The sequence below is a fragment of the Mycobacterium simiae genome, from assembly GCF_010727605.1.
GTDB lineage: Bacteria > Actinomycetota > Actinomycetes > Mycobacteriales > Mycobacteriaceae > Mycobacterium > Mycobacterium simiae.
This window is the reverse complement of sequence record NZ_AP022568.1, coordinates 5,042,632-5,063,054: the sequence shown is the minus strand read 5'-3', so window position 1 is coordinate 5,063,054 and position 20,423 is coordinate 5,042,632. Positions and strand designations below refer to the sequence as shown.

Below are 20,423 nucleotides of genomic sequence, written 5' to 3'. Positions count from 1 at the left end.
CTCACCGCGAATTAGCCAGCGCTGCAATCCAATCGACGGCTTCCTGGACGGTACCCGCCGTCGTGAGACCGTCCGGCAACGGCGGCCTTGCCACCATGACCACCGGGATGTCCAGCGCGGCGGCGGCGTCCAGCTTCGCCCGGGTCGCGTCACCGCCGCTGTTCTTGGTGACCAGTGCCTCGATGCGATGGTCACGCAACAGGGCCAATTCGTCGTCGTAGTGATACGGCCCGCGGGACAGCAGCACGTGGTGCTGCCGCGGCAACGTGTTGGGGTCGGGATCGGTGACGGCGCGTATCAGAAACCAGGCGCCGCTGGCGGCAAAGGCCTTGATGCCCGAGCGGCCGGTGCTCAGGAAAACACGTCGGTATCGGTGCGTGGCAACCGCTTGTGCCGCTTCGACATCCGACTGGATAACTTCGGCCGCACCCGGCTCCCAGGCGGGGCGAGCGAGCACCAGGTGCGGTAGGCGGAGTTGGTCGCACGCCTCGGCGGCGTGCTCGGTCATGGTGGACGCAAACGGATGCGTCGCGTCGACGACCGCGTCGATGTGTTCGTCCCGTAGCCAGGTGCACAACCCCAGCACACCCCCGAAACCGCCGATGCGGACCGGCCCGACCGGCAGGGCGGGATCGGGAACCCGGCCGGCCAGCGAACTGATCAGCTCGACATTGGGGTGCAACGCCGTCGCGAGCGCCCGGGCCTCGGCGGTGCCGCCGAGCAATAGCACCCGCATCAGTGTTGGCCTGTGGCGCGGCGCGCCGTCGAGTACAGGTAGCTGTCGATGAATCCCTCGGCGGCCAACACATTGCCGACAATGATGACAGCGGTCTTGGTGATGCCGGCTTCATGCATGTGCCCGGCGATGTCGGCCAGCGTGCCGCGCAGCAATGTCTCCTGCGGCCAGGTCGCGAAAGCTACTGTGGCGACTGGCGTCTCGGGGCGGTAGCCGTTGTCGAGCAGCTGCGCGACGACGGTGTCGATCTGGGCGGCGGCCAGATGCAACACCAGGGTGCCGCCCGATCGGGCGAGCGTTGGCAGGTCTTCGCCGGGCGGCATGGCGGTCGACAAGGTCGCCACCCGGGTCAACGTCACCGTCTGCGCGACCCCCGGAACGGTGAGTTCGCGGTTGAGCGCGGCCGCGGCTGCGGCGAAAGCCGGTACACCGGGGACGATTTCGTATCCGATACCGAGCGCGTCCAGTCGGCGGCACTGCTCGGCCAGTGCGCTGTACAGCGAAGGGTCACCGGAATGCAGCCGCGCCACGTCGTGCCCTCTTTCGTTTGCGTCAGCGAGCTCGGCGACGATCTGCTCCAGCGTCAACGCGCCGGTGTCAACGATTTTCGCGTCGGGCGGGCAGAAGGACAGGAGATCGGTGGGCATAATGGAGCCGGCATATAGACAGGTTTGGCATCGTTGCAGCAGGCGTTGACCGCGGACCGTGATCAGGTCGGCCGCGCCGGGGCCGGCGCCGATGAAGTACACCGTCATTTCGTCACCGCCCATTGGGTGACCGGATGTTGCGGGCGCCAGCCGGTGAAGGCGCCCAACGGCTCACCGTGGGAGTGCTGAAAACGTCGAAGCTCGCCCCCGAGCCGCGCATACGCTTGCAGCACCAGCGATTCGGATTCGGCGGTGACAGTGTTGGCGACGAGCCGCCCACCTTTGGGTAGCCGGTCGAGACAGGCGTCGAGGAGGCCGGGGTCGGTCAGCCCACCGCCGATGAAGATGGCATCCGGCGTTGCGGCGCCATCGAAGTGGTCGGGTGCTTGCCCGCGCACTTCGATGGTGACACCGAAGGCAGCGGCATTGAATTCGATGTTGTCGCAGCGCTTTTCGTCTTGCTCGAAGGCGACGGCGGTGCAGCCCTGCCCGCCCCGACACCATTCGACGGCGATACTGCCCGAGCCGGCGCCGACGTCCCATAACCGTTCACCGGGGCGCGGGTGCAGGGCGGCGAGGGTGACCGCGCGGATGGCGTGCTTGGTGATTTGGCCGTCGTGGGTGAAGGCGTCGTCGGGTAGCGGCGCGATGCGTTCGTCGGGCAGGTAACGGACGGCGATCACGTTGAGGTCGTCGATGTCTTCGCACGCTTGATGGGTCCACTCGTAGGCGGTGGCATCGCGGCGACGTTCGGCGGGGCCGCCGAGTTGTTCGAGAATGCTGAACTCGGAGTCGCCGCGGCCGTGTGCCGCGAGGAGCGTGGCCAACGCCTTCGGCGTGGACCGGCCCTGGGACAGCACGATCGCCTGGCCGCCGCGACGCACCGCGGTGTGGGTGGGTGCGGTGACGAGGCTGATCACCTCGGTGTCGTGGACGTTCCACCCCATCCGGGCGCAGGCCAGCGTCACGCAGGAGACGTGCGGCACGACGTGGACATGTTGCGCGCCGTGCAGACGGACTAATGTGCCGCCGATGCCGTGCATGAGCGGGTCGCCGCTGGCGACGACATGGATTCGGTCGTCCACGGGCAGCGACTGCAGGGCGGGCAGCATCGGCGACGGCCATTCTCGGCGGTGACCGCTCAGCGCGTCGTCGAGCAGCTCGAGTTGCCGCCTGGCGCCGTAAATTACCGTCGCACTGTGCAATTCGGTTCTCGCCTGCTCCGAGAGCCCGGCCATACCGTCAGCGCCGATACCGACGACGACGATCATCGCGGCATCCTGCGCCAGATGAACTGCGGCAGCATGCGCATCAGGACCGAGGCCGGTCCCAGCGCCCATGGGATCCAGACAATGCGGCGGCGCGTGGCCAGGGCGCGGGCGGTCGCGGCGGCCACCTGCTCGGGCGTGCTGGATAGCGGTGCCGGCGTCATGCCTTCGGTCATGCGTCCTATGACGAAGCCGGGACGCGAGATGAGCAGGTGCACGCCGGTGCCGTGCAGTGCGTCGGCCAGGCCGCTGGCGAAACCGTCCAGGCCCGCCTTCGCCGAGCCGTAGACGTAGTTGGCGCGGCGCACCCGCGCACCGGCGATTGACGAGAAAACCACCAACGATCCCTTGCCGGCGCTGCGCATGGCGGCGGCCAGGTGGGTGAGCATGCTGACCTGGGCGACGTAATCGGTGTGGACGACGGCGACGGCATGGGCCGCATCGGTTTCGGCTCGGGCCTGGTCGCCGAGGATGCCGAAGGCCAGGACCGCGGTGGCGATGGGGCCGTGCTCGGTGATGATTTCCGTGACCAGACGACCGTGCGAGGCCAGGTCGTCGGCATCGAACTCGCGGGTATGCACCGCTCTCGCGCCGGCGGTTGTGAGGGCGGCGACCTGCTCGTCGAGCTGGTCGGCCCGGCGCGCGGCCAGCACCACCGTCGCGCCGTTGGCCAGCCGCCGAGCCAGCTCGATGCCTATCTCGCTGCGACCGCCCAGAATTAGAACCGGACCAGCGCCCGTGTCGTCCACGGCTGCGATTATTACCTGCGCTAGCGTGGGCGGTGATGGCGAATACCACTACGCGGCTCACCAACGACGCTTTGGCGTTCCTGTCCGAACGCCATCTGGCGATGCTGACCACGCTTCGCGCCGACAACTCGCCGCATGTGGTGGCCGTCGGATTCACCTTCGACCCCATGACCCATATCGCGCGAGTGATCACCAGTGGTGGCACGCAGAAGGCCGTCAATGCCGACCGTGGCGGGGTGGCTGTGCTCAGCCAGGTCGACGGTGCGCGCTGGATTTCGCTGGAGGGCCGAGCCAAGGTCAACAGCGATGCCGATGCCGTGCGCGACGCCGAGTTGCGCTATGCGCAGCGCTACCGCACCCCGCGGCCCAATCCGCGCCGGGTGGTCATCGAGGTTCAGATCGAGCGGGTGCTCGGGTCGTCGGATCTGCTCGACCGCGGGGACTAGCGCGTAGGGGTTCACGCAGGCCACCCGCCCATGGCAGACATCGTGTCCGGGTCGACCGCTGCCGGTATTCACCCAGCTGGCAAGTCCACGAGGTAGTCACTCAACACCGGCTAACGGTGAATTGACCGTGACGAAGACCCTCGTTAGCCTCGCACTCACCGCGACAGAGGGGGTGGCGATGTTCGTCGACAGCGACCACGTCTTCCATGCAAAGCGATGGGCTCCCCGATGCGACTCACCTACATAAGCGTCCCACACTTGCTCTCCGCGGCCGGCGGTGATCCCTGGGAGATCAACCAAAGCTTGCAAATCGGCCGGCCGGCCCAAATTTCCGATCTGGCAGACGCTTTCCACGCCGCGGGCAGGTGCACGGCCGAGTCAAGCAATGCCTTCGATGAAGCGCGCCGCCGCTTTGCGGCGTCGTGGAATCACGAGAACGGCGACAACCCGATCAACGACTCCGCAGAAGTGCAGCGGGTGGCCAAATTACTCGGCGCGCAGTCATTACAACTACCCAATATCGCGGTCGAATTGCAGCGCATCGCAGCGAATTTAGCCGGGGCGCAGCGGACCAGTGCAGCACTGATCCTGACCCTAGAGACTCAATTGGAAGTCCTTGATAGCCAAGCCGGCGCGGCCCTTAGCGACGTGGACGCAAACACCACTCAACACATCGCCGCTCTTGAAGAGCAAGCGATTATCGACACCAGGTTGGCTCTGGTACAACTGCGCTTCCTACGACGTCGATACTCGGACTTCCTTCAGGGCTCTCTGAGCACGCTTCGCACCGAAGGCTATGACGCGACCGCGCTTCAATCGATGGAAGCGTCAGGATCCAGTCTGCACATTATCGCGCAAGCAGACCGCAGACAAAACCAAATCAATGCCTTCACGAAACTCTTCGGCCGGCCGCCACGATCGGCTGCTGACTGGCAGACTGCTGCAGCCCTCGATCCGCACAGCTACGACCCCAAGAATCAGGACAAGCCACCCAACATCGTTGTGGGACACATTAACCCGGTACCGGGACAAGGGGTGGTGCGGATCAATATGTTCATTCCTGGTCGCGCAGTGTGGGATCCCCAGATCGATTGGCCTGTCGTACACGACAATCTTGGCGATAATCGAGGGTTCTCCCCTACAGCCGGCCCCGAGGAGTCGCGGGTGTCAATATATGTCGACTACGAGAACGGCATAATCGTTGCGCGCCAGAATCCCTCAGTCGATGAGGTGACCAGGAAAGTCCGCGTTGGAACACCCAGTATCTCCGCAGTCCAAAAAAGCAACGGCGCAGTCTTGATCAAATACAGCGCTGCAGACCCGTTCTCGCCAGGCGGCGAAAACCTAGCCAAATCAATCCCTTTCGATGTGAACGGGAGCCTTGCTATTCAGCCGACGGCCGATGGCCCCCGCGTCGGTGGCACCGTGACGAATTTCCCAGCACTCGAAATCTACAACGATCGGCCCGGAGAAGAGGCGGCCAAGCTAGTGCAGTCGTGGCCACTTTTCGAGGAGCGGGCCGGCGGCCCCTTGCTCGGCCTTTGGTGGCACAGAACCGTTGGTGACTCCGCCCTGGAACCGTCCTTCAACGATCAGTACCCGGCGCCCAGGATTCCTGGCCTACCACATGGTGGTCAACTGCCGCCTGTCGCGCCGATCGCACCGCCGCTTGTCGCGAGCCCGCCGGGTATGTATCCCCTTGGTCCTGTTGACCATCCAGCCGACATCGGAGTACACGATCCGGCTGTACTGTTTCCGTCGTTGCCAACCAAATAGGGAGCTGATCGAGTCGGATGAAAGAGCCCATCGACTGGATACGAGCCGTCTTTTTCGGAGGGATCTCCGGCGGCCTCCTCTGGGCAGTCATGTTGGCGGTGCTGTTTCCCGCAACACGCGGCCATACAGCCATGGGCGATTTGTACACAATTCTTACGGCGATCTCTGTCGGGATCCTTGTTATCGGAATCCTCCTGTACCGCCGGGCCACAACTTCGGCCTGGCGCAGCACCGCGATCGGCATCATTTTGGCCCCGCTGACCGGGTGGTCAATCCTCTTGGTCATTACTCTCGCCGTGGTGTTACCCAAGCAGGGAATGTTCTGACATGGGATCATCGCCACGCAGTGATACGTTCGAGTACGCCCAAAACCATCCGAGGCAGCTGGTGGCCGGCCTGTTTGCCGGTTTCATGTCCACCCTCCTTACGTTCGGCGTGTTGTGGTTCTTCGCGCCCATCCTGCCTCTGGTGCTGTGGGGAATTACGAGAAAATTCCGACGCACAAAAGCATTTTCGGTCGGCGTCTTAGCCGCGTTCGCAGGCATCATTGCCTTCGTCGGCCTGTTCGCCATCTTGATTCTCGTGTTGTCGCTGGTAATTCATCCGACGCCACCCCCATCGACGGATTATCCTTACGGCTGAATTGACCAGCATCGACAGCAGCACTAGCCTCGCCAGCAGGGTATAGGGGGAAGCTAGGCATCGATTACTGGTTGATGCGATCGCGGCCTTAGTTGGGGAGACGAAGATGGGCACCGGCACTGGTTCGCTAGTTGAGCGAATCAGTTGCGCTGAGCGGCAACGTCAGTGGCTCAACGGCTGCACCCGGCCGAGCCGGAGGACGAGATGAGTGGCGACGACGAAATTCGGATAATTCTCGAGCGCCTGGCCCAGTTGACCGGGCAGCCGCCGCCGCCCGGCATCACGCCCGATCCGCTGGCCACGGGCACCTCTCCCCTGAGTCAGCTGCTCAGACTGCTTGGCCTCGCGGCCAATGGCGGCGATCCCAGCGACATGACCGACGCCGAGAACGGATACGCCGAACGTAACGCCAAGACTGCCGACGCGATGGCGAAATTCCCTGCCAGTGAAGCAGAGTCGGCCGGCAAGTTGGGCGGTGTCGGTAGCCCCGCGGAGATGGCGCAGCAGATTCCGCAGATGATCTCCGGTGTCGCCGGGGGGATCTCGGGTGCCATGCAAGGCTTGCTTCAACCGTTGAGTCAGCTTCCGCAACAGGCTGCTCAGATCGGACAGCAGATGATGCAAACCGGCATGGGCGCGCTGCAACAAGGCGCTGGGGGCGCGGCAGCTGCTGGCGCAGCCATCCCCGGTGAGTTAACCGGCTCGACCAGCGGCGCCGGAGCGGGCGGTGGCGGTGTGGGCGGCGGATTGGGCTCCACCACACCGACTTCGAGCCTCAGCCCACTTCCCGCTCCGTCAGCCGGCACCGAGCCTGCGTCGTCGCGCACGTCGGTCTCGCCGCCAAGTGCATCGTCGCCGACGAGCGCGCCCAGGGGTGGGATGAGTGCCATGCCGATGATGCCGCCTGGCGCCATGCATGGAGCAGGAGCCGGCAAAGAGGAGAAGCCCGACACCAAACGCATTGTGGCGCCGACAGTCAAGAACGGCGCACCGGTCCAGGGACGCATTACCACGCCGCCGCCAACGGCCGAGGTCATCAAACGTGTTGAGGGCAAACCGGTTGCGAGTCGCCGGATCATCTTGCCCGATCAAAAACGCGACGACGATGACAAGGATGCGGATCGGTAACAGGATGACCGATAGAGAATGTAACCGCGGCGTTCCGGTGGCCAACATGCGTCTGAACAAACGAAATGCTGTTTCTCTGCCTCCGCTCAAACGTTCGCAGCGTCAAATCCTGAATAATGCGTTGGTTGCGCTTTCGACGTACCACTAGACAGATAGGCTCCTCGCGTGTCCATTCAGCCTCCTCCGCCGCCGCATAGCCCTTCTCCCTGGGCCGCATCGCCACCCGCACCAGCCCGTCGGTCGAGCTCACTCGTAATTGCATCATTCGTTGCTGCGCTCATTGCAGTCGCTGTAGCGATCGGCAGCTGGTTTCGCCCGATGCCGAACAAGCAACTACCTGTTCCATCCCCACCTGTGTTCACAGAGCAACAAACCTCCGAAGCGAAAACGAAAATGTGCGCCTCATATAAGAAAGTGCACCAAGCTGTTTTAGTTAACACGGGGCGAGTCGGCGACACTGACCCGACTGCCGTACTGGGGCTAGCTGCGAACGCCAGGCTCGCGCTGTACAACGGCGGTGACTACCTTCTCAAAACATTGGCTACTCAACCCGCAACCCCTCCCGATCTAGCATCTGCGATTCGCCAGCTGGCAAACTCTTATCAAGAGCTTGCACTTGACTACATGGCAGAGGGGAGTCAGTCTGACATCGATTCGTCACTGCATGCCGGTGATAAGCCTAACGCTACGATTTATGATCTCTGTAAGTGATGCCTGACCGGGCAATGAAGCATTACTCGCAGGACCAGCCAAGCCGAATATTCTACGGCAGACGGCCTGTTGGGTGACTACCGGTACACGCGTTAGGCGATACGATTTAGACCGTGTCGAGCTTTGGACCGTCGTCGGCTTCATCAGCTGTCTCGCCGACTCCGCGGCGGCAATGGCCGGTAGTCGCGGCGCTTGCTGTCGCCTTACTCGTGACAGTCGTGGTCGCGATAATCGGTTGGTTCCGTCCGTCGCTGGCCAAGCCACCATCAACCCCCGCGTATAGCGCTCAGCAGTCTGCCGGCGCGAAAGCAAAAGTATGTGCTGCTTACGACAAAGTTCATAGCGCCGTGAAAGCCAGCTCAGCACGAGACGAGGGCGCCGACCCAACGGCTCAACTGGCGTTTGCTCTCAACGGACGACAAGCGCTGTTGGCTGGCAGTGGGTATCTTCGGACCGTTCTCTCTTCAGAGCCAGCAACTCCGAGCGATCTCGCTACCAAAGTACGAATACTCTCTGATTCGTTTCAGGAACTTGTAGTCGATTACTTGAATGGGTTGATTCCGTCCGTCGCCTCCGAGGCCGCCAGCGCCTCCCACTTACGACGCCCCACGAGGTGGCCGAGGCTAACGTGAAGGTATGTCCCGCTTGCGAAAAAATCCATCATCCGTGCAAGGGAACTTCGCACACGATCAAGGCTCCTGACCCGAATCATAAACTGGTAGTAGCCTTTATCGGCCAGCAAGCGCTCGCGGCAGAAGGCGACTATCTCCAAACCACACTTACAGAGGAGGCAGCGGCACCCGCTGAATTGGCATTAGCCGTCCAAAAGCTGGTCGACGTGTCCCAAAGCCCCACGATCAATTTTCTGAACGGTCAGGGTAGTCTCGAAGTCGATCATTCGCTACGCGCCGTAGATGAAGCAACCCTCGCGATCCACGGCATCTGTAAATTAATTGGGCGGAGTCGGTAGCCCGGCCGAGATGGCGCAATGGATTCCGCAGATGATCTCCGGCCTCAGGTGATTGAGTCTAGGGTACAACGCTCAGCGTCGGTCGCGCCGCCGAATTCGACGCGTGGGGGAAATGGAGACCGCCGTCGCAGCGCTTTGAAGATACGATCAGGCCGTGTCCAGCTTTCCTCCCCTATCGCCCGGACAGCCTCCTCCCCCTCCTTGGCCGCCACAAGAGCAGCCCCCGCAGAAGCGATCTGCGACGTGGGTATCCATCGCTGCATTGGCGGTGGCGTTACTCGCAATAGGTACTGCAGTCGGATCCTGGTTACGACCTACGCCAACGAATAACCCACCTGCCAGCCCCATGTATACCAACAAAGAAGTGGCTGACGCTAAGTCAGCAGTTTGCAGCACCTTTGCTAAAGTCCACAACGCGATCCAGCTGACTGGTGCTCGCGACAGGGGCCCAGACTACGCTACGCAACTCGCTTCGGCAGTCAACGCCTGTCAAGCGTTGATAGCTGGTAGCCAGTACCTCGCGACGGTACTAGGCGATGCGCCGGCAACTCCACTTGAAATAGCCAATGAAATTCGCCACCTGACGCAGGTCTATCAGCTTCTCACTGTCCAGTTGCTTGCTGAAGCGCCCGATTCTGAGATAGACACATCGGTACGGTCAGGAGACGCGGCGACTACAAAACTTGAAAACCTCTGTAAATAAGCAAATTTGACGAAGGCAAACGCCCCTCGGGTGGCGGAGATGGTTAGAGTAACGTATTGGCGTGATTGAGCCAGCAGTCGGGTGACTGGCCTGACGGCGCATGGGAGATACGATCAAACCGTGTCGGACATGTCGTCGTCGCCTCGAGTCACGGACGTCCCGCTGCCAAGGGCACGTACACGAAGGTCACCGTGGGCATTTCTTGGAGCCTTGACCTTGGCTCTACTGCTGACCTTCGGCATCGCGATCGTCGGGTTATTTCGGCCTGTTGCAGCGAAACCGCAGCCTGAGACCTTTAGCGCCGAACAGGTCACCAGCGCCAAAGCGAAGGTGTGCTCTCGCTACGAACTAGTGCGCAAAGCTGTAGTTACAAATACAAGTCGCAATGGCGGTGAGGACCCAACGGCAACGCTTGCCGTGGCGGCGAATGCGCGAGCTGCCCTGTACAACGGTGGAGACTATCTTTCGAAGGCATTGCTCCAAGAACCTGCCGCACCGCCTGAGCTAATAAAGGCAGTTCACGCGCTTGTTGATGCGTACCAAAAATTGGCGTTCGACTATCTGGCTGACATGCCAGAGCCCGAACAACAATTATCGCGCGATGCTGTGAGCAATGCCGGCACCAGAGTGTATGGCCTCTGCCAATGAGTCAATTTCCTGCTGGGGAGTGGTTATTTCTTCTTGTGGGCCATCAATGGCCCACCGATCAAGACTTGATGCCGTTGTCGCACGGCAGAATAAACCGTGACCAGTTAAAGTCTGGTTTTATACGTTCTGCGGACATGTTGCGCAACGCTCGCAGTGGTCCACTAGCCGAACAACAGGGCTTTACAGTTGACGATCTTCGCAACGCCTACGGTCGAGGTGAAGAGCAAGCACGCCAGGTTGCCGAAAAGAACGGCGTTAAAGCGAACGCGTACGGCATCGCATACGACAGTACGCTAAGCCTCCAGCACGGCCTCACGGCATTAGCCAACGAGGGCAACCAAAGGATCAGAGAAGTCCAAGATTCAAGCCAGCCAGCTGCGGGCAAAGTAACCCAGATCGTCACCGTCGTTAACCAGTATCAAGCCTTATCGAATATTGCTGCCGCCAAATACTCAGGCAATGTGTTGGACGCGATGCAGACGATCCTCGATTGCGACGGGACCGGTCTGTCGGCGCGGCAGGACGCCCAGTCGAATGGCTTAAACGTGGGAGAAATGTTTCGGGGCCGCCCGCAAAGTCGCGACCTAGAACAACAAGTAGGGGGCATGCTTGAAAAGGGAGGAACTACACCAGGGCCCGGCTCTGTATATAGAAACCCGCAAGCGCCTTCTGGTCGGGAAGAACCCAACACGCCAAACCCTCTCGCTACATCAGCCAGACGGGGCTTATCCGATCGGCACCGCCACAAGTGGGATCTTCTGCATGTCCCCAGCCGTCACCGCCTAAATCCTCGGGTGCGATCGCTCACGCTGGCCTGAACCGGACCTCGCCTGCCGCGCCGGCCCGGCCCCCTGAGCCTCCCCCGGCCGCGACAGCAACGCCAACTCCGTCTCCGCCGATCCGCGGCGGCACCTCCGTTCCGGGAACACCGATGATGCACGCGCCGAGTTCCAGCCTGCCGACGGGCAGCGCCCCACCCCCGACCGGCGCTCCGACGGCTCCGGCGGGTCCGGTTCAGCCGGTGACCCCAGCCGACTTGATGCACAGCTTCGAGCCCGATACCGCCACCGCACGCGACCGACCCGCAAGGCATCTCGACGACTCCGACCGGCGGCACCGGCAATGTTCCCGTCAATACACCGGCCTACGAGGCGCCGCCAGTCGCACACGCCCCCGGTTTCTCTGGCCGGGGATCGTGCCTACCCGCCCAAACGTTCTGTTGGGCGACTTGCGCTTACTGGGTTGGGGCTTTCGTTGGCCACAATCGGCATTGGCATAGTCTGGCTCCGCCCGATGGTCGCCCACAAATCCGATGGCCCCGCCCCCCAAGCCCAGCCATACCGACCAGCAGATCGATGCCGCAAACGCCATCTTTGTGGCACGTATCGTCAAGTGCGTGACGCACTAGACGCAGCTGGTGCCCGAAGCGGTGGCAGCGACCCCACTGCCGGCCTCGCAGTAACTACCGCTTCTCGGCTAGCGCTTGAAGTCGGCAGCCGATACTTGCTCGCCAAACTCGCGGAACAGTCTGCGACCGACTCCGCCCTTCCCGCGGCAACCCATAAGCTGCCTGATTTGTAGTTGCAAATCGCGGTTAGTTACTTGGCCGATTCTAACGACTCCGAAATTGATCCGCTTTTTCAGAATGTTAAAAAATTTGCAGCGACTATCGATGTCTGTGCAAGTGATCGATTTTCGTCGATAAAGTCTCGCATTATCGCCGACTGATAGTTCGAATGATTATGCGACATGCAGTGCCGCGCCTCGACGGACATCGTCAATCCCGAGAGGTACGCTCCGTGCGTGTCGAACCAGCCTCCTCCGCCGCCGCATAGCCCTTCTCCCTGGGCCGCATCGCCACCCGCACCAGCCCGCCGGTCGAGCTCACTCGCAATTGCATCATTCGTTGCTGCGCTCATTGCAGTCGTCGTAGCGATCGGCAGCTGGCTTCGCCCGATGCCGGACAACAAGCAACTACCTGTTCCATCCCCACCTGTGTTCACAGAGCAACAAACCTCCGAAGCGAAAACGAAGGTGTGTGCGACATATCAAAAAGTGCACCAAGCCGTCCTGATTAATACTGGTCGCAGCGGAGGCACGGACCCAATCGCGCTACTTGGAGTGGCCGCTAATGCCAGACTCGCTCTGTACGACGGGGGCGAGTATCTCCTTAAGTCGTTAGCTGACAACCCGGCGACGCCGCCCCAACTCGCGATGGCAGTGCGTCAATTGGCTGATTCGTATCAGCAGCTTGCAGTTAACTACATGGCAGAGGTGAGTCAGTCTGATATCGATTCGTCACTGCATGCCGGTGATAAGCCCAACGCTACGATTTACGATCTCTGTAAGTGACGGCTGACCGCGGAATGCAGCATCACTCGCAGAACCAGCCAAGCCGAATGTTCTACCGCAGACGGCCTGTGGGGTGACTACCGGTACCCGCGTTAGACGATACGATTGAGACCGTGTCGGACTTTAGACCACCACCGGCTTCATCAGCTATCCCACCGGCTTGGCCGCCATCAACGCGGACTCCACGTCGACAACCGCCAGTGGTCGGGGCCCTTGCTATCGCCTTACTCGTGACGCTCGCAGTTGCAATCGTCGGCTGGTTCCGCCCGTTATCTCCAAAGCCGCCAGCACCTCCCACTTACAACACCGAAAAGGTCGCCGTCGCGAAAGCGAAGATTTTTGTCGCCTTTGAAAAAGTCCATCAAGCCGTCCAAGGGAACTCCGCCCGCGACCAAGGCAGTAAGCCGAATCAGAGACTCCTAGCCGCCGTTACCGCACAGCAAGCGCTCGTGGCGGAAACCGTCTATCTCCAAACGACCCTTGCGGAGGAAGCCGCGGCGCCCAACGATTTGAAATTAGCCATCCAAAACCTGGCCGTTGTTGACCAAAGCCTTATGATCGATTTTCTTAACTGGCGCGGTAGTCCTAAAGTCGACCCTTGGTTACGCGCCGGAGATGAAGCGACGACCGTTGCAATTCAGGGCATTTGTAAATGAATTTCCCTCCTGGAGAGTATTCGACACTCATTGTGGGCGACCAATGGGTATTTGACCAAGATCTCATGGTACTTTCGGATGGCAAGGCCAACCGCGGAAATATCACGTCAGCTTACTCAAATTTTGAAGATGTGCTGCGTAATCTACAATTGGGCCCGCTTGGTGACCAACGGGGCCATACGGCGGACGATCTTCGCGAAACTTTCCGGCAAGGGGAAGAGCACGCGCGACAGATTGCACGAAAGAACGGCGTTAAGGAAAACGCCTACAACGCTGCGTATAATAGCATGGTTAGCCTTCAGCACGATCTTACCAATCTGGCAAACGAAGGCAATCAACGAATCAAAGAGATCCAAGAATCACAGATTCCCGTCGAAGCCAAGGTGACCCAGATAGTTGCCGCGGTGAACCAATATCGCGTCATGGCTAATATGGTCGCGGCCAAATACTCCGGGAATGTATGCGATGCGATGCAACGGATCCTCGATGCGGATGCGCCCGGTCAGTCAGCTCGACAATTCGCTCAAGCGCATGGCGTCGACGTCGGTAACATGTTTCGTCCACCTGATGACGAAGAGAATTTGAAAGGCCAGGTCCGGAGGATGCTGGGGGATACAGCGTCCTCCCCAGCTTTGCCACAACAAGGCGCTATTCCCACGGCCGATCGGCCTGGGCCAAGGCCAGGGCCAGGGCCAGGGCCAGCGGCATTTAATAACCAAGGCGCGATGCCCCACGCCCACCCGACCGCGGTCAACCCGGAAAGTTCCGTACCCCATTCACAACCAGCAGCATTCGGAATGCAAGGTCGAATACCCCCAGCAGCGAATCCTGCTGGGGCGGCCGCAGGTCGGGTCGCGTCAGCGACTTCCGTCACCTCAGCGACACCGTCACCCTCGTCCCCATTGCCGCGCACTGGTGTTCCATCAGTGACAGGGACGCATTCGGCGCCCTTGCCGACGGGCAGCGCCGCACCCCCGACTGGCGCTCCGACGGCTCCGGCGAGTCCGGTTCAGCCGGTGACCCCAGCCGACTTGATGCACAGCTTCGACAAGGGAATGCAAGCGGGAACACCGATTTCGGCAACTTCGAGCCCGATACCGCCACCGCACGCGACCGACCCGCAAGGCATCTCGACGACTCCGACCGGCGGCACCGGCAATGTTCCCGTCAATGCACCGGCCTACGAGGCGCCGCCAGTCGCACACGCCGCACCCCCGGACGCGACCCCGGCACCACAGGTGGTCGCGGGACCATCCGCGCCCGCCGCTCCACCCGCCCCACCGGCACCGGCGGGCCCCCTGCCCGCCTACGCCTCCGACATACGACCGACAGTTTCCGCGGCCTCGGCGCCGGTCGCCCCACCGACCCCGCCGTCGTCGTCCATGGCCAGCTCCGCGCCGGTGCACCCGTCCGCCGGCCAGGGCTCCCCGGCTGGGCCAACGGTCGTCCGTTCGACGCCGCCGCCCGCGCCACCCGCCTCGCCGTCGAGTCTGGGAACCCAGGCGGTCGCGGCCACCGCCACCGGCGCGGTCGCCGGCGCCGCATCGGCCAACGCCACCGCGCAAGCTCGGCTACAACGGCTCGTCTTCGCGGTCGCCCGCCAACAGCCCAGACTGGCCTGGGCAGCGGGCGATCGGCCCGACGAAACCACCGTGCTGACAACCGATCTCGCCAGCGGCTGGATCCCACCGGGCATCGAACTCCCCGCGGCGGTCACCCTGCTGCCCCCCGAACGTCGCCGCGGCGATATCGAAACACTGCTCGGCGAAGTCACCATGGCCGCCGGCTACACCCCAATCCACCACGTCCCCGAAGAGGACGAACCGGTCCGCACCTCGAAGCGGCCCCGGCAGGTGCCGGAGATCGACGAATTGGGTTGGGAACTCAATCAAGCCACCCAATGGCGCGACGGATTACCCCGACTGGCCCACACCCTGGCCAAAGCCGCCACCGGCGGCACCGGGGTGCTGGACAAAGAGGTCGACCTGCTGCGCACCCATCTGCGCGAGGTCAGCACCAGCGTGCTCGACAGCTATCCGACTCACGTCGACCTCCACGAGGTCGGCAACTGGCAACTGCTGGCCGCCATCGACGCGCTGATCGCGGGTGACAAGACTTCCGCCAGCTATCACCTCGCCTGGTTCCAGGCCTGCAGCGCAACGACTCACAAGGTGAATTGACGGGCGGAAACCCGCTAGTAATCTTTAGCCCAGCTCGGAAGGGGTGGCGGTGTTCGTCGACACTGAATTACTGCACTCGGGGGGAAACCAATCTCACCGCGCGGGTGGGCATGCCCAAGACGCGGCTGATCGGCTCTCGCGGGGTCCGCTGATGTCGGGAATGTTCGGCGGTTTCGCCGCCGCAGAAGCATTCCACGAGGCGGTAAGCGTGGCCCATGGTCAGCACGTGAGCGGCCTGCAATCGCACGGAGAAGCACTGACGTCGATCGGTGGCAAGGCTCATCGGGCCGCCACCGGGTTCACCGACATGGAGGAGCACAACACCGCCGAACTGCGGGCCGTGCGATGCAACTCCGCTACATAAGCATTCCGCAGCTGGTCACCGAGGCCGGCGGTGACCCCTGGGCGATCAGTCACACCCTCCAAAGTGGCCGTCCCGCAAACATTTCCGATCTGGCCCAGGCGTTCTACAGCGCCGGGGCATGTACCACCGAGTCCAGGAATGCATTCGAGGAAGCGCGTCGGCGATTCGAAGCTTCGTGGAACCATGAGAACGGCGGCAACCCGATCAACGACGCCGCCGAGGTGCAGCGCACCGCAGCATCACTCGGCGCATACTCCGTGCAACTAACCAAGATAGGCGTCGACCTGGAAAACGTCGCGGCCGCACTGGCCGCGGCCCGACACACCGGCACAACGCTCATCGAGACGCTGGAAGGCCGACTACAGCACATCGATAATCAACTCGGCCAAGCACTGCAACTGGAGAAAGACGCGACCCTCACCTCCGCCGACCGCTCCGCCCTCGATTCGCTCATCACCCTGCTGGAGCAACAAGCGATCGACGACACGAAATCAACACTGGCACAACTGCAATCGGTGCGCGACGGCTACTCCGACCTACCTGCAACGGTCAGTGACGACATTACGCACCGACGGATACGGTGGCGCCGCCCTTCAGGACGCTTCCGAATTGCCGCCCGAGGATCCGATACCGCTGCCGCCGACCGGGACGAGCGCCGAGGACGCCGACCGATGGTGGAACACGCTCACCCCGCAGCAGCAAGAGAAATTGGTTGCCCAGCATCCCCCAGAGTTGGGCAATCTGAACGGGATTCCCGTCGTCGCTCGCAGCCAGGTCAACACCGCCGTGCTCAACGACGACCTACATCGACTGCAGGATCTCGCCAGCCAGCGGGGAGTGTCCGTCGACGAGGTACTCAAGGACCCGAACACGTACGGGTTGTCCCCCACCGCAATCACCCGCTACATCAACGCCCGCCGGAGCCAGGACGGCTTGGCCAAGGCCGGTGAGGCCGTCGACCCGTGGAACAGACGCCCCGAGATATTTCTGCTGAGATACGAGCCCGAGGCATTTGATGGCGAGGGCGCCGGAGCCATCGCCATGGGGAATCCCGACACGGCCGCGCACACGGCAGTGCTGGTGAAGGGATTGGGTAGCGGGATATTGCAGGGCACGCTGGCCAACCCCGACGGTCAGAGACTCTACGACGAGACGGCGCGCGCCGCCCACGGCAAGCCAACCTCGGTGGTGCTATGGATCGGCTACGACGCCCCGGACACTGCGACCGATCCCGGCCTGTACGAACCGAACATGGCGCGCACCGGCGGCCGGCTGCTGGCATCGGACGTCAACGCCTTCGCCGTCACCCACGAGGGCGCGCCCACCCACATGACGGTGGTCGGCCACTCCTACGGATCCACCACCGTCGCGGACGCGGCCGCCGCGTTTGGCATGCATGCCAACGACGTGGTGCTGGTCGGGTCGCCGGGGACGGACCTGGCGCATTCCGCGGCAGATTTCCACCTGCCACCCGGCGGGCATCTCTATGTCGGCGCCGCATCCGGCGACGCGGTGACCTGGTCCCCCGGTCACCTGAGCGGACCGGGCCTCGTCGGTCCGCCACTGGGCGGGCTCGGCGCCGATCCCTCGGTCGACGGCTACGGCTCCACCCGGTTCAAGGCCGAAGTTCCGGGATACACCGCCAATCCCATTTACGACCACTCCCACTACTTCGACAAAGGGTCGGAGTCGCTGTTCAGCATCGCCGACGTCGTCTCCGGTCACGGTGACGCGCTGCAACGCGACGGCATGACCGCACGCCACCGGGGCGAATACGGAGTGGGTGACTGGTTTGATCCCGAGGCTTTCCGCTCGGCCACGACCGGCCATACCCACAGCCTGCCGACGGGTTGACCCGTGAGTAATCCGATCTCCCCCCAACGGGCGCGGGCCCAAGTCCTCGACGCCGCCCGCGGCATCGTGAGCACGCTGCATGCCCAGGTGACCGAAGCCACCTTCAGCTACGAATCGTGTGACGACCAGGGCGCACCGCCGTTTCGGGGCGTCGCGAAGGTGGCGTTCTGGCTGCCCGGCGTGCCGCACCACCACCCCACCGATGCCCAGGCAGTGATCGAAGCGCTCGTTGCCAGCGGCTGGAGCACCGACTCGGACTTCAAGTCCCACGCGCCGACCCTGCGCAAGGACAACGTCAACGTCATCCTCACCGTGGCGCCGAGCCCGCCGGTCGGCGTCGAACTCAACAGCCACGCGCGCGTCGACGTCAATGGCGAATGCCGCGACACCAGCGATCACCGCACCGACGGCGCCATCGTGCCGGTCGACATCAGCAGCGAATTCCGGCAGCCCTGACGCTTCTCAGCTCACCGGGACCACGACGAGTTCGTGCGGCCGGTTGTTGACGGCCAGCGCGCCGTCCTCTGTCACGACGACGATGTCTTCGATGCGGGCGCCCCAGCGGCCCGGGAAGTAGATGCCCGGCTCGATCGAGAAGGACATGCCCGCGGTCAACGGCAGATCGTTGCCGCTGACGATGTAGGGCTCTTCGTGCACGGACAGGCCGATGCCGTGCCCGGTGCGATGCACGAAGAACTCCGCGAGCCCGGCGTCGGCCAACACCTCGCGGGCGGCGGCGTCGACCTGCTCGGCGGTCACTCCGGGCCGCACCGCATCGAAGGCCGCTCGCTGCGCGCGTTGCAGCACCGAATACTGTTGCGCTACCTCGGGACTCGGCTCTCCGATGCTGTAGGTGCGGGTGCAGTCGGACTGGTATCCCGGCTCATAGCATCCCCCGATGTCGACGACGACGACGTCGCCGACTTGCAACTCCCGGCCGGAGTAACTGTGGTGCGGGTCGGCGCCGTGCGGGCCGGACCCGACGATGATGAACGAGACCTCCGAATGCCCTTCGGCGACAATGGCTTCGGCGATATCGGCAGCGACGTCGGCCTCGGTGCGACCGGGGACCAGAAACGTCGGCACCCGGGCATGCACCCGGTCGATGGCCGAACCAGCCTTGCGCAACGCGTCGATCTCGCACTCCTCCTTGACCATCCGCAGGTCCCGCAGAATGTCGGTAGCCAACACCGGCGGCACGCCTAACTCCCCGGCCAGCGGCAACAGGTGCAGCGCCGGCATCGAATCGGTGACGGCCGTCGCGGCGGGGGCACCACCCAACGCCGCACTCACCAGCCGGTAGGGATCGTCGCCGTCGACCCAATCGCGCACCGCCAAGCCCAGTTCCGCAATCGCCGACCCTTTGAGCGAGGCCAGCTCGAGTCGTGGCACCACCACCGTCGGGTCACCCGAGGCCGGTACCACCAGCGCGGTCAGGCGCTCCAGCGTTTGGGCCCGCGAGCCGGTGAGATAGCGCAGGTCATAGCCGGGGGTGATCACCAAACCGTCGAGGCCGGCCTCGACGGTTGCGCCGGCCGCCGCCGCGAGCCGGCCGGCATAGATCGCAACATCGAATCGATGAGAACCCATGGCAGCCAGGCTAACCGCACCCGCCATGAAAGGATGCCCGCATGCCTGCACCTTTGCTGTTGCTCGACGGCGCCAGCATGTGGTTCCGCTCGTACTTCGGGGTGCCGTCGTCGATCACCGCGCCGGACGGTCGGCCGGTCAACGCCGTACGCGGATTCATCGACTCGATGGCCGTCGTCATCGGCCAACAGCGACCGAAACGGCTGGCGGTGTGTCTCGACCTGGATTGGCGGCCACAGTTCCGGGTCGACCTGATTCCGTCGTACAAGGCGCACCGGGTCGCCGAACCGGAACCAGAAGGCACGCCCGACATCGAGGAAGTGCCCGACGACCTCACCCCCCAGGTCGACATGATTATGCAGCTGATGGACGCCTTCGGCATCCCGACCGCGGGGGCGGAAGGTTTCGAGGCCGACGACGTGCTGGGCACGCTGGCAGCCCGGGAACGCGACGACCCGGTCGTCGTGGTCAGCGGCGACCGCGACCTGCTGCAGGTCGTGGCGGACGACCCGGTCCCGGTTAGGGTGCTCTACCTGGGCCGTGGGCTGGCCAAGGCCACGCTGTTCGGACCGGCCGAGGTGGCGGAAAACTATGCGGTGCCGGCGGACCGAGCGGGTCCCGCCTACGCCGAGCTCGCGCTGTTGCGCGGCGACCCGTCCGACGGCTTGCCGGGCGTCCCGGGCGTCGGCGAGAAAACGGCCGCCACTCTGCTCGCCCAGCACGGCTCGCTGGAGCAAATCCTGGCCGCCGCACGCGACCCGAAATCCAAGATGGCCAAGGGGTTGCGGGCCAAACTGCTGGGCGCCACCGACTACATTGAGGCGGCCGGTCGGGTGGTGCGGGTCGCGACCGATGCGCCCATCACGCTGTCGATGCGATCCGACCGGCTACCGCTGGCCGCCGCCGACCCGCAGCGCACCGCAGCGCTGGCAACGGAGTTTGGCGTGGGTTCCTCGATCGCCCGGCTGCAGAAGGCGCTGGACTCGCTCCCGCAGCACTGAGG

22 protein-coding genes and 1 pseudogene are annotated in these 20,423 nt (G+C 63.2%); 18 read left to right on the top strand and 5 right to left on the bottom strand.

Annotation, left to right across the window (positions count from 1 at the left end; translation table 11 throughout):
• Nucleotide 1: 1 nt before the first annotated feature.
• From G6N33_RS23650 to G6N33_RS23635, 4 genes are read right to left on the bottom strand one after another with little or no spacing between them, the layout of a single operon-like run.
• Nucleotides 2-736, bottom strand: a complete 735-nt coding sequence (locus G6N33_RS23650) for a cobalt-precorrin-6A reductase (RefSeq protein ID WP_044506382.1) — start codon at nucleotides 734-736, stop codon at nucleotides 2-4.
• Nucleotides 736-1,491, bottom strand: coding sequence for a precorrin-4 C(11)-methyltransferase (gene cobM / locus G6N33_RS23645; protein ID WP_044511910.1), 756 nt, complete (start codon nucleotides 1,489-1,491; stop codon nucleotides 736-738). The genes G6N33_RS23650 and cobM overlap by 1 nt, the downstream gene beginning before the upstream one ends.
• A complete protein-coding gene (locus G6N33_RS23640; RefSeq protein WP_044506384.1) occupies nucleotides 1,488-2,654 on the bottom strand; it encodes a bifunctional cobalt-precorrin-7 (C(5))-methyltransferase/cobalt-precorrin-6B (C(15))-methyltransferase in 1,167 nt (388 codons plus the stop codon). Before G6N33_RS23640 ends, cobM begins: the two co-directional genes overlap by 4 nt.
• The gene (locus G6N33_RS23635; protein ID WP_044506385.1) at nucleotides 2,651-3,400 is read right to left on the bottom strand and encodes an SDR family NAD(P)-dependent oxidoreductase; all 750 of its coding nucleotides are present in this window, start codon (nucleotides 3,398-3,400) and stop codon (nucleotides 2,651-2,653) included. The genes G6N33_RS23640 and G6N33_RS23635 overlap by 4 nt, the downstream gene beginning before the upstream one ends.
• Before the next feature lie 35 nt (nucleotides 3,401-3,435).
• Here G6N33_RS23635 and G6N33_RS23630 point away from each other — a divergent pair, with 35 nt between their 5' ends.
• From G6N33_RS23630 to G6N33_RS23555, 17 genes and pseudogenes are all read left to right on the top strand, one after another.
• On the top strand, nucleotides 3,436-3,846 hold the full coding sequence (locus G6N33_RS23630; protein ID WP_044506386.1) for a F420-dependent biliverdin reductase: 411 nt from the start codon (nucleotides 3,436-3,438) through the stop codon (nucleotides 3,844-3,846).
• Nucleotides 3,847-4,104: 258 nt separating this feature from the next.
• Nucleotides 4,105-5,622 (top strand): putative alpha/beta hydrolase, encoded by a 1,518-nt coding sequence (locus tag G6N33_RS23625; protein WP_155945874.1) that lies wholly within the window; start codon nucleotides 4,105-4,107, stop codon nucleotides 5,620-5,622.
• A gap of 17 nt (nucleotides 5,623-5,639) precedes the next feature.
• Complete coding sequence (locus tag G6N33_RS23620; protein WP_044506388.1) at nucleotides 5,640-5,948, top strand: hypothetical protein; 309 nt, start codon at nucleotides 5,640-5,642, stop codon at nucleotides 5,946-5,948.
• 1 nt (nucleotide 5,949) lies between these two features.
• The gene (locus G6N33_RS23615; protein WP_044506389.1) at nucleotides 5,950-6,264 is read left to right on the top strand and encodes a hypothetical protein; all 315 of its coding nucleotides are present in this window, start codon (nucleotides 5,950-5,952) and stop codon (nucleotides 6,262-6,264) included.
• Between the two features lie 165 nt (nucleotides 6,265-6,429).
• Nucleotides 6,430-7,392, top strand: a complete 963-nt coding sequence (locus G6N33_RS23610) for a hypothetical protein (RefSeq protein WP_163771655.1) — start codon at nucleotides 6,430-6,432, stop codon at nucleotides 7,390-7,392.
• Nucleotides 7,393-7,710: 318 nt separating this feature from the next.
• Nucleotides 7,711-8,103, top strand: coding sequence for a hypothetical protein (locus G6N33_RS23605; protein WP_155945875.1), 393 nt, complete (start codon nucleotides 7,711-7,713; stop codon nucleotides 8,101-8,103).
• 613 nt (nucleotides 8,104-8,716) lie between these two features.
• Complete coding sequence (locus tag G6N33_RS23600; protein ID WP_155945876.1) at nucleotides 8,717-9,073, top strand: hypothetical protein; 357 nt, start codon at nucleotides 8,717-8,719, stop codon at nucleotides 9,071-9,073.
• A gap of 364 nt (nucleotides 9,074-9,437) precedes the next feature.
• Complete coding sequence (locus G6N33_RS23595) at nucleotides 9,438-9,776, top strand: hypothetical protein (RefSeq protein WP_155945877.1); 339 nt, start codon at nucleotides 9,438-9,440, stop codon at nucleotides 9,774-9,776.
• A gap of 216 nt (nucleotides 9,777-9,992) precedes the next feature.
• Nucleotides 9,993-10,424 carry a hypothetical protein gene (locus G6N33_RS23590; RefSeq protein WP_155945878.1) on the top strand — a complete coding sequence of 144 codons (432 nt, stop codon included), beginning with the start codon at nucleotides 9,993-9,995 and terminating at the stop codon, nucleotides 10,422-10,424.
• Nucleotides 10,421-11,242 carry a hypothetical protein gene (locus tag G6N33_RS23585; RefSeq protein ID WP_155945879.1) on the top strand — a complete coding sequence of 274 codons (822 nt, stop codon included), beginning with the start codon at nucleotides 10,421-10,423 and terminating at the stop codon, nucleotides 11,240-11,242. The genes G6N33_RS23590 and G6N33_RS23585 overlap by 4 nt, the downstream gene beginning before the upstream one ends.
• A 1,138-nt stretch (nucleotides 11,243-12,380) precedes the next feature.
• A complete protein-coding gene (locus tag G6N33_RS23580; RefSeq protein ID WP_155945880.1) occupies nucleotides 12,381-12,776 on the top strand; it encodes a hypothetical protein in 396 nt (131 codons plus the stop codon).
• 230 nt (nucleotides 12,777-13,006) lie between these two features.
• Nucleotides 13,007-13,432: a hypothetical protein gene (locus G6N33_RS23575; RefSeq protein WP_155945881.1), complete on the top strand. Its 426-nt coding sequence runs from the start codon at nucleotides 13,007-13,009 to the stop codon at nucleotides 13,430-13,432.
• 1,016 nt (nucleotides 13,433-14,448) lie between these two features.
• Nucleotides 14,449-15,612: a DUF5631 domain-containing protein gene (locus G6N33_RS23570; protein WP_163771653.1), complete on the top strand. Its 1,164-nt coding sequence runs from the start codon at nucleotides 14,449-14,451 to the stop codon at nucleotides 15,610-15,612.
• A 49-nt stretch (nucleotides 15,613-15,661) separates the two neighbouring features.
• Nucleotides 15,662-15,976, top strand: a complete 315-nt coding sequence (locus G6N33_RS23565) for a DUF2563 family protein (RefSeq protein ID WP_044511917.1) — start codon at nucleotides 15,662-15,664, stop codon at nucleotides 15,974-15,976.
• A pseudogene (locus tag G6N33_RS28020) lies at nucleotides 15,958-16,452 on the top strand (putative alpha/beta hydrolase); the annotation flags it as partial. The gene G6N33_RS23565 and the pseudogene G6N33_RS28020, both read left to right, overlap by 19 nt.
• Nucleotides 16,453-16,528: 76 nt before the next feature.
• Nucleotides 16,529-17,830, top strand: coding sequence for an alpha/beta hydrolase (locus G6N33_RS23560; protein ID WP_231382417.1), 1,302 nt, complete (start codon nucleotides 16,529-16,531; stop codon nucleotides 17,828-17,830).
• Nucleotides 17,831-17,833: 3 nt separating this feature from the next.
• Nucleotides 17,834-18,286 (top strand): hypothetical protein, encoded by a 453-nt coding sequence (locus tag G6N33_RS23555; protein ID WP_044506395.1) that lies wholly within the window; start codon nucleotides 17,834-17,836, stop codon nucleotides 18,284-18,286.
• A gap of 6 nt (nucleotides 18,287-18,292) precedes the next feature.
• Here the strand turns inward: G6N33_RS23555 and G6N33_RS23550 are convergent, their stop codons facing one another.
• A complete protein-coding gene (locus G6N33_RS23550; RefSeq protein ID WP_044506397.1) occupies nucleotides 18,293-19,420 on the bottom strand; it encodes a M24 family metallopeptidase in 1,128 nt (375 codons plus the stop codon).
• A 41-nt stretch (nucleotides 19,421-19,461) separates the two neighbouring features.
• On the opposite strand from G6N33_RS23550, the gene G6N33_RS23545 reads away from it, so the two are divergent.
• Nucleotides 19,462-20,421: a 5'-3' exonuclease gene (locus G6N33_RS23545; RefSeq protein ID WP_044506399.1), complete on the top strand. Its 960-nt coding sequence runs from the start codon at nucleotides 19,462-19,464 to the stop codon at nucleotides 20,419-20,421.
• The last annotated feature ends 2 nt before the right edge of the window (nucleotides 20,422-20,423 follow it).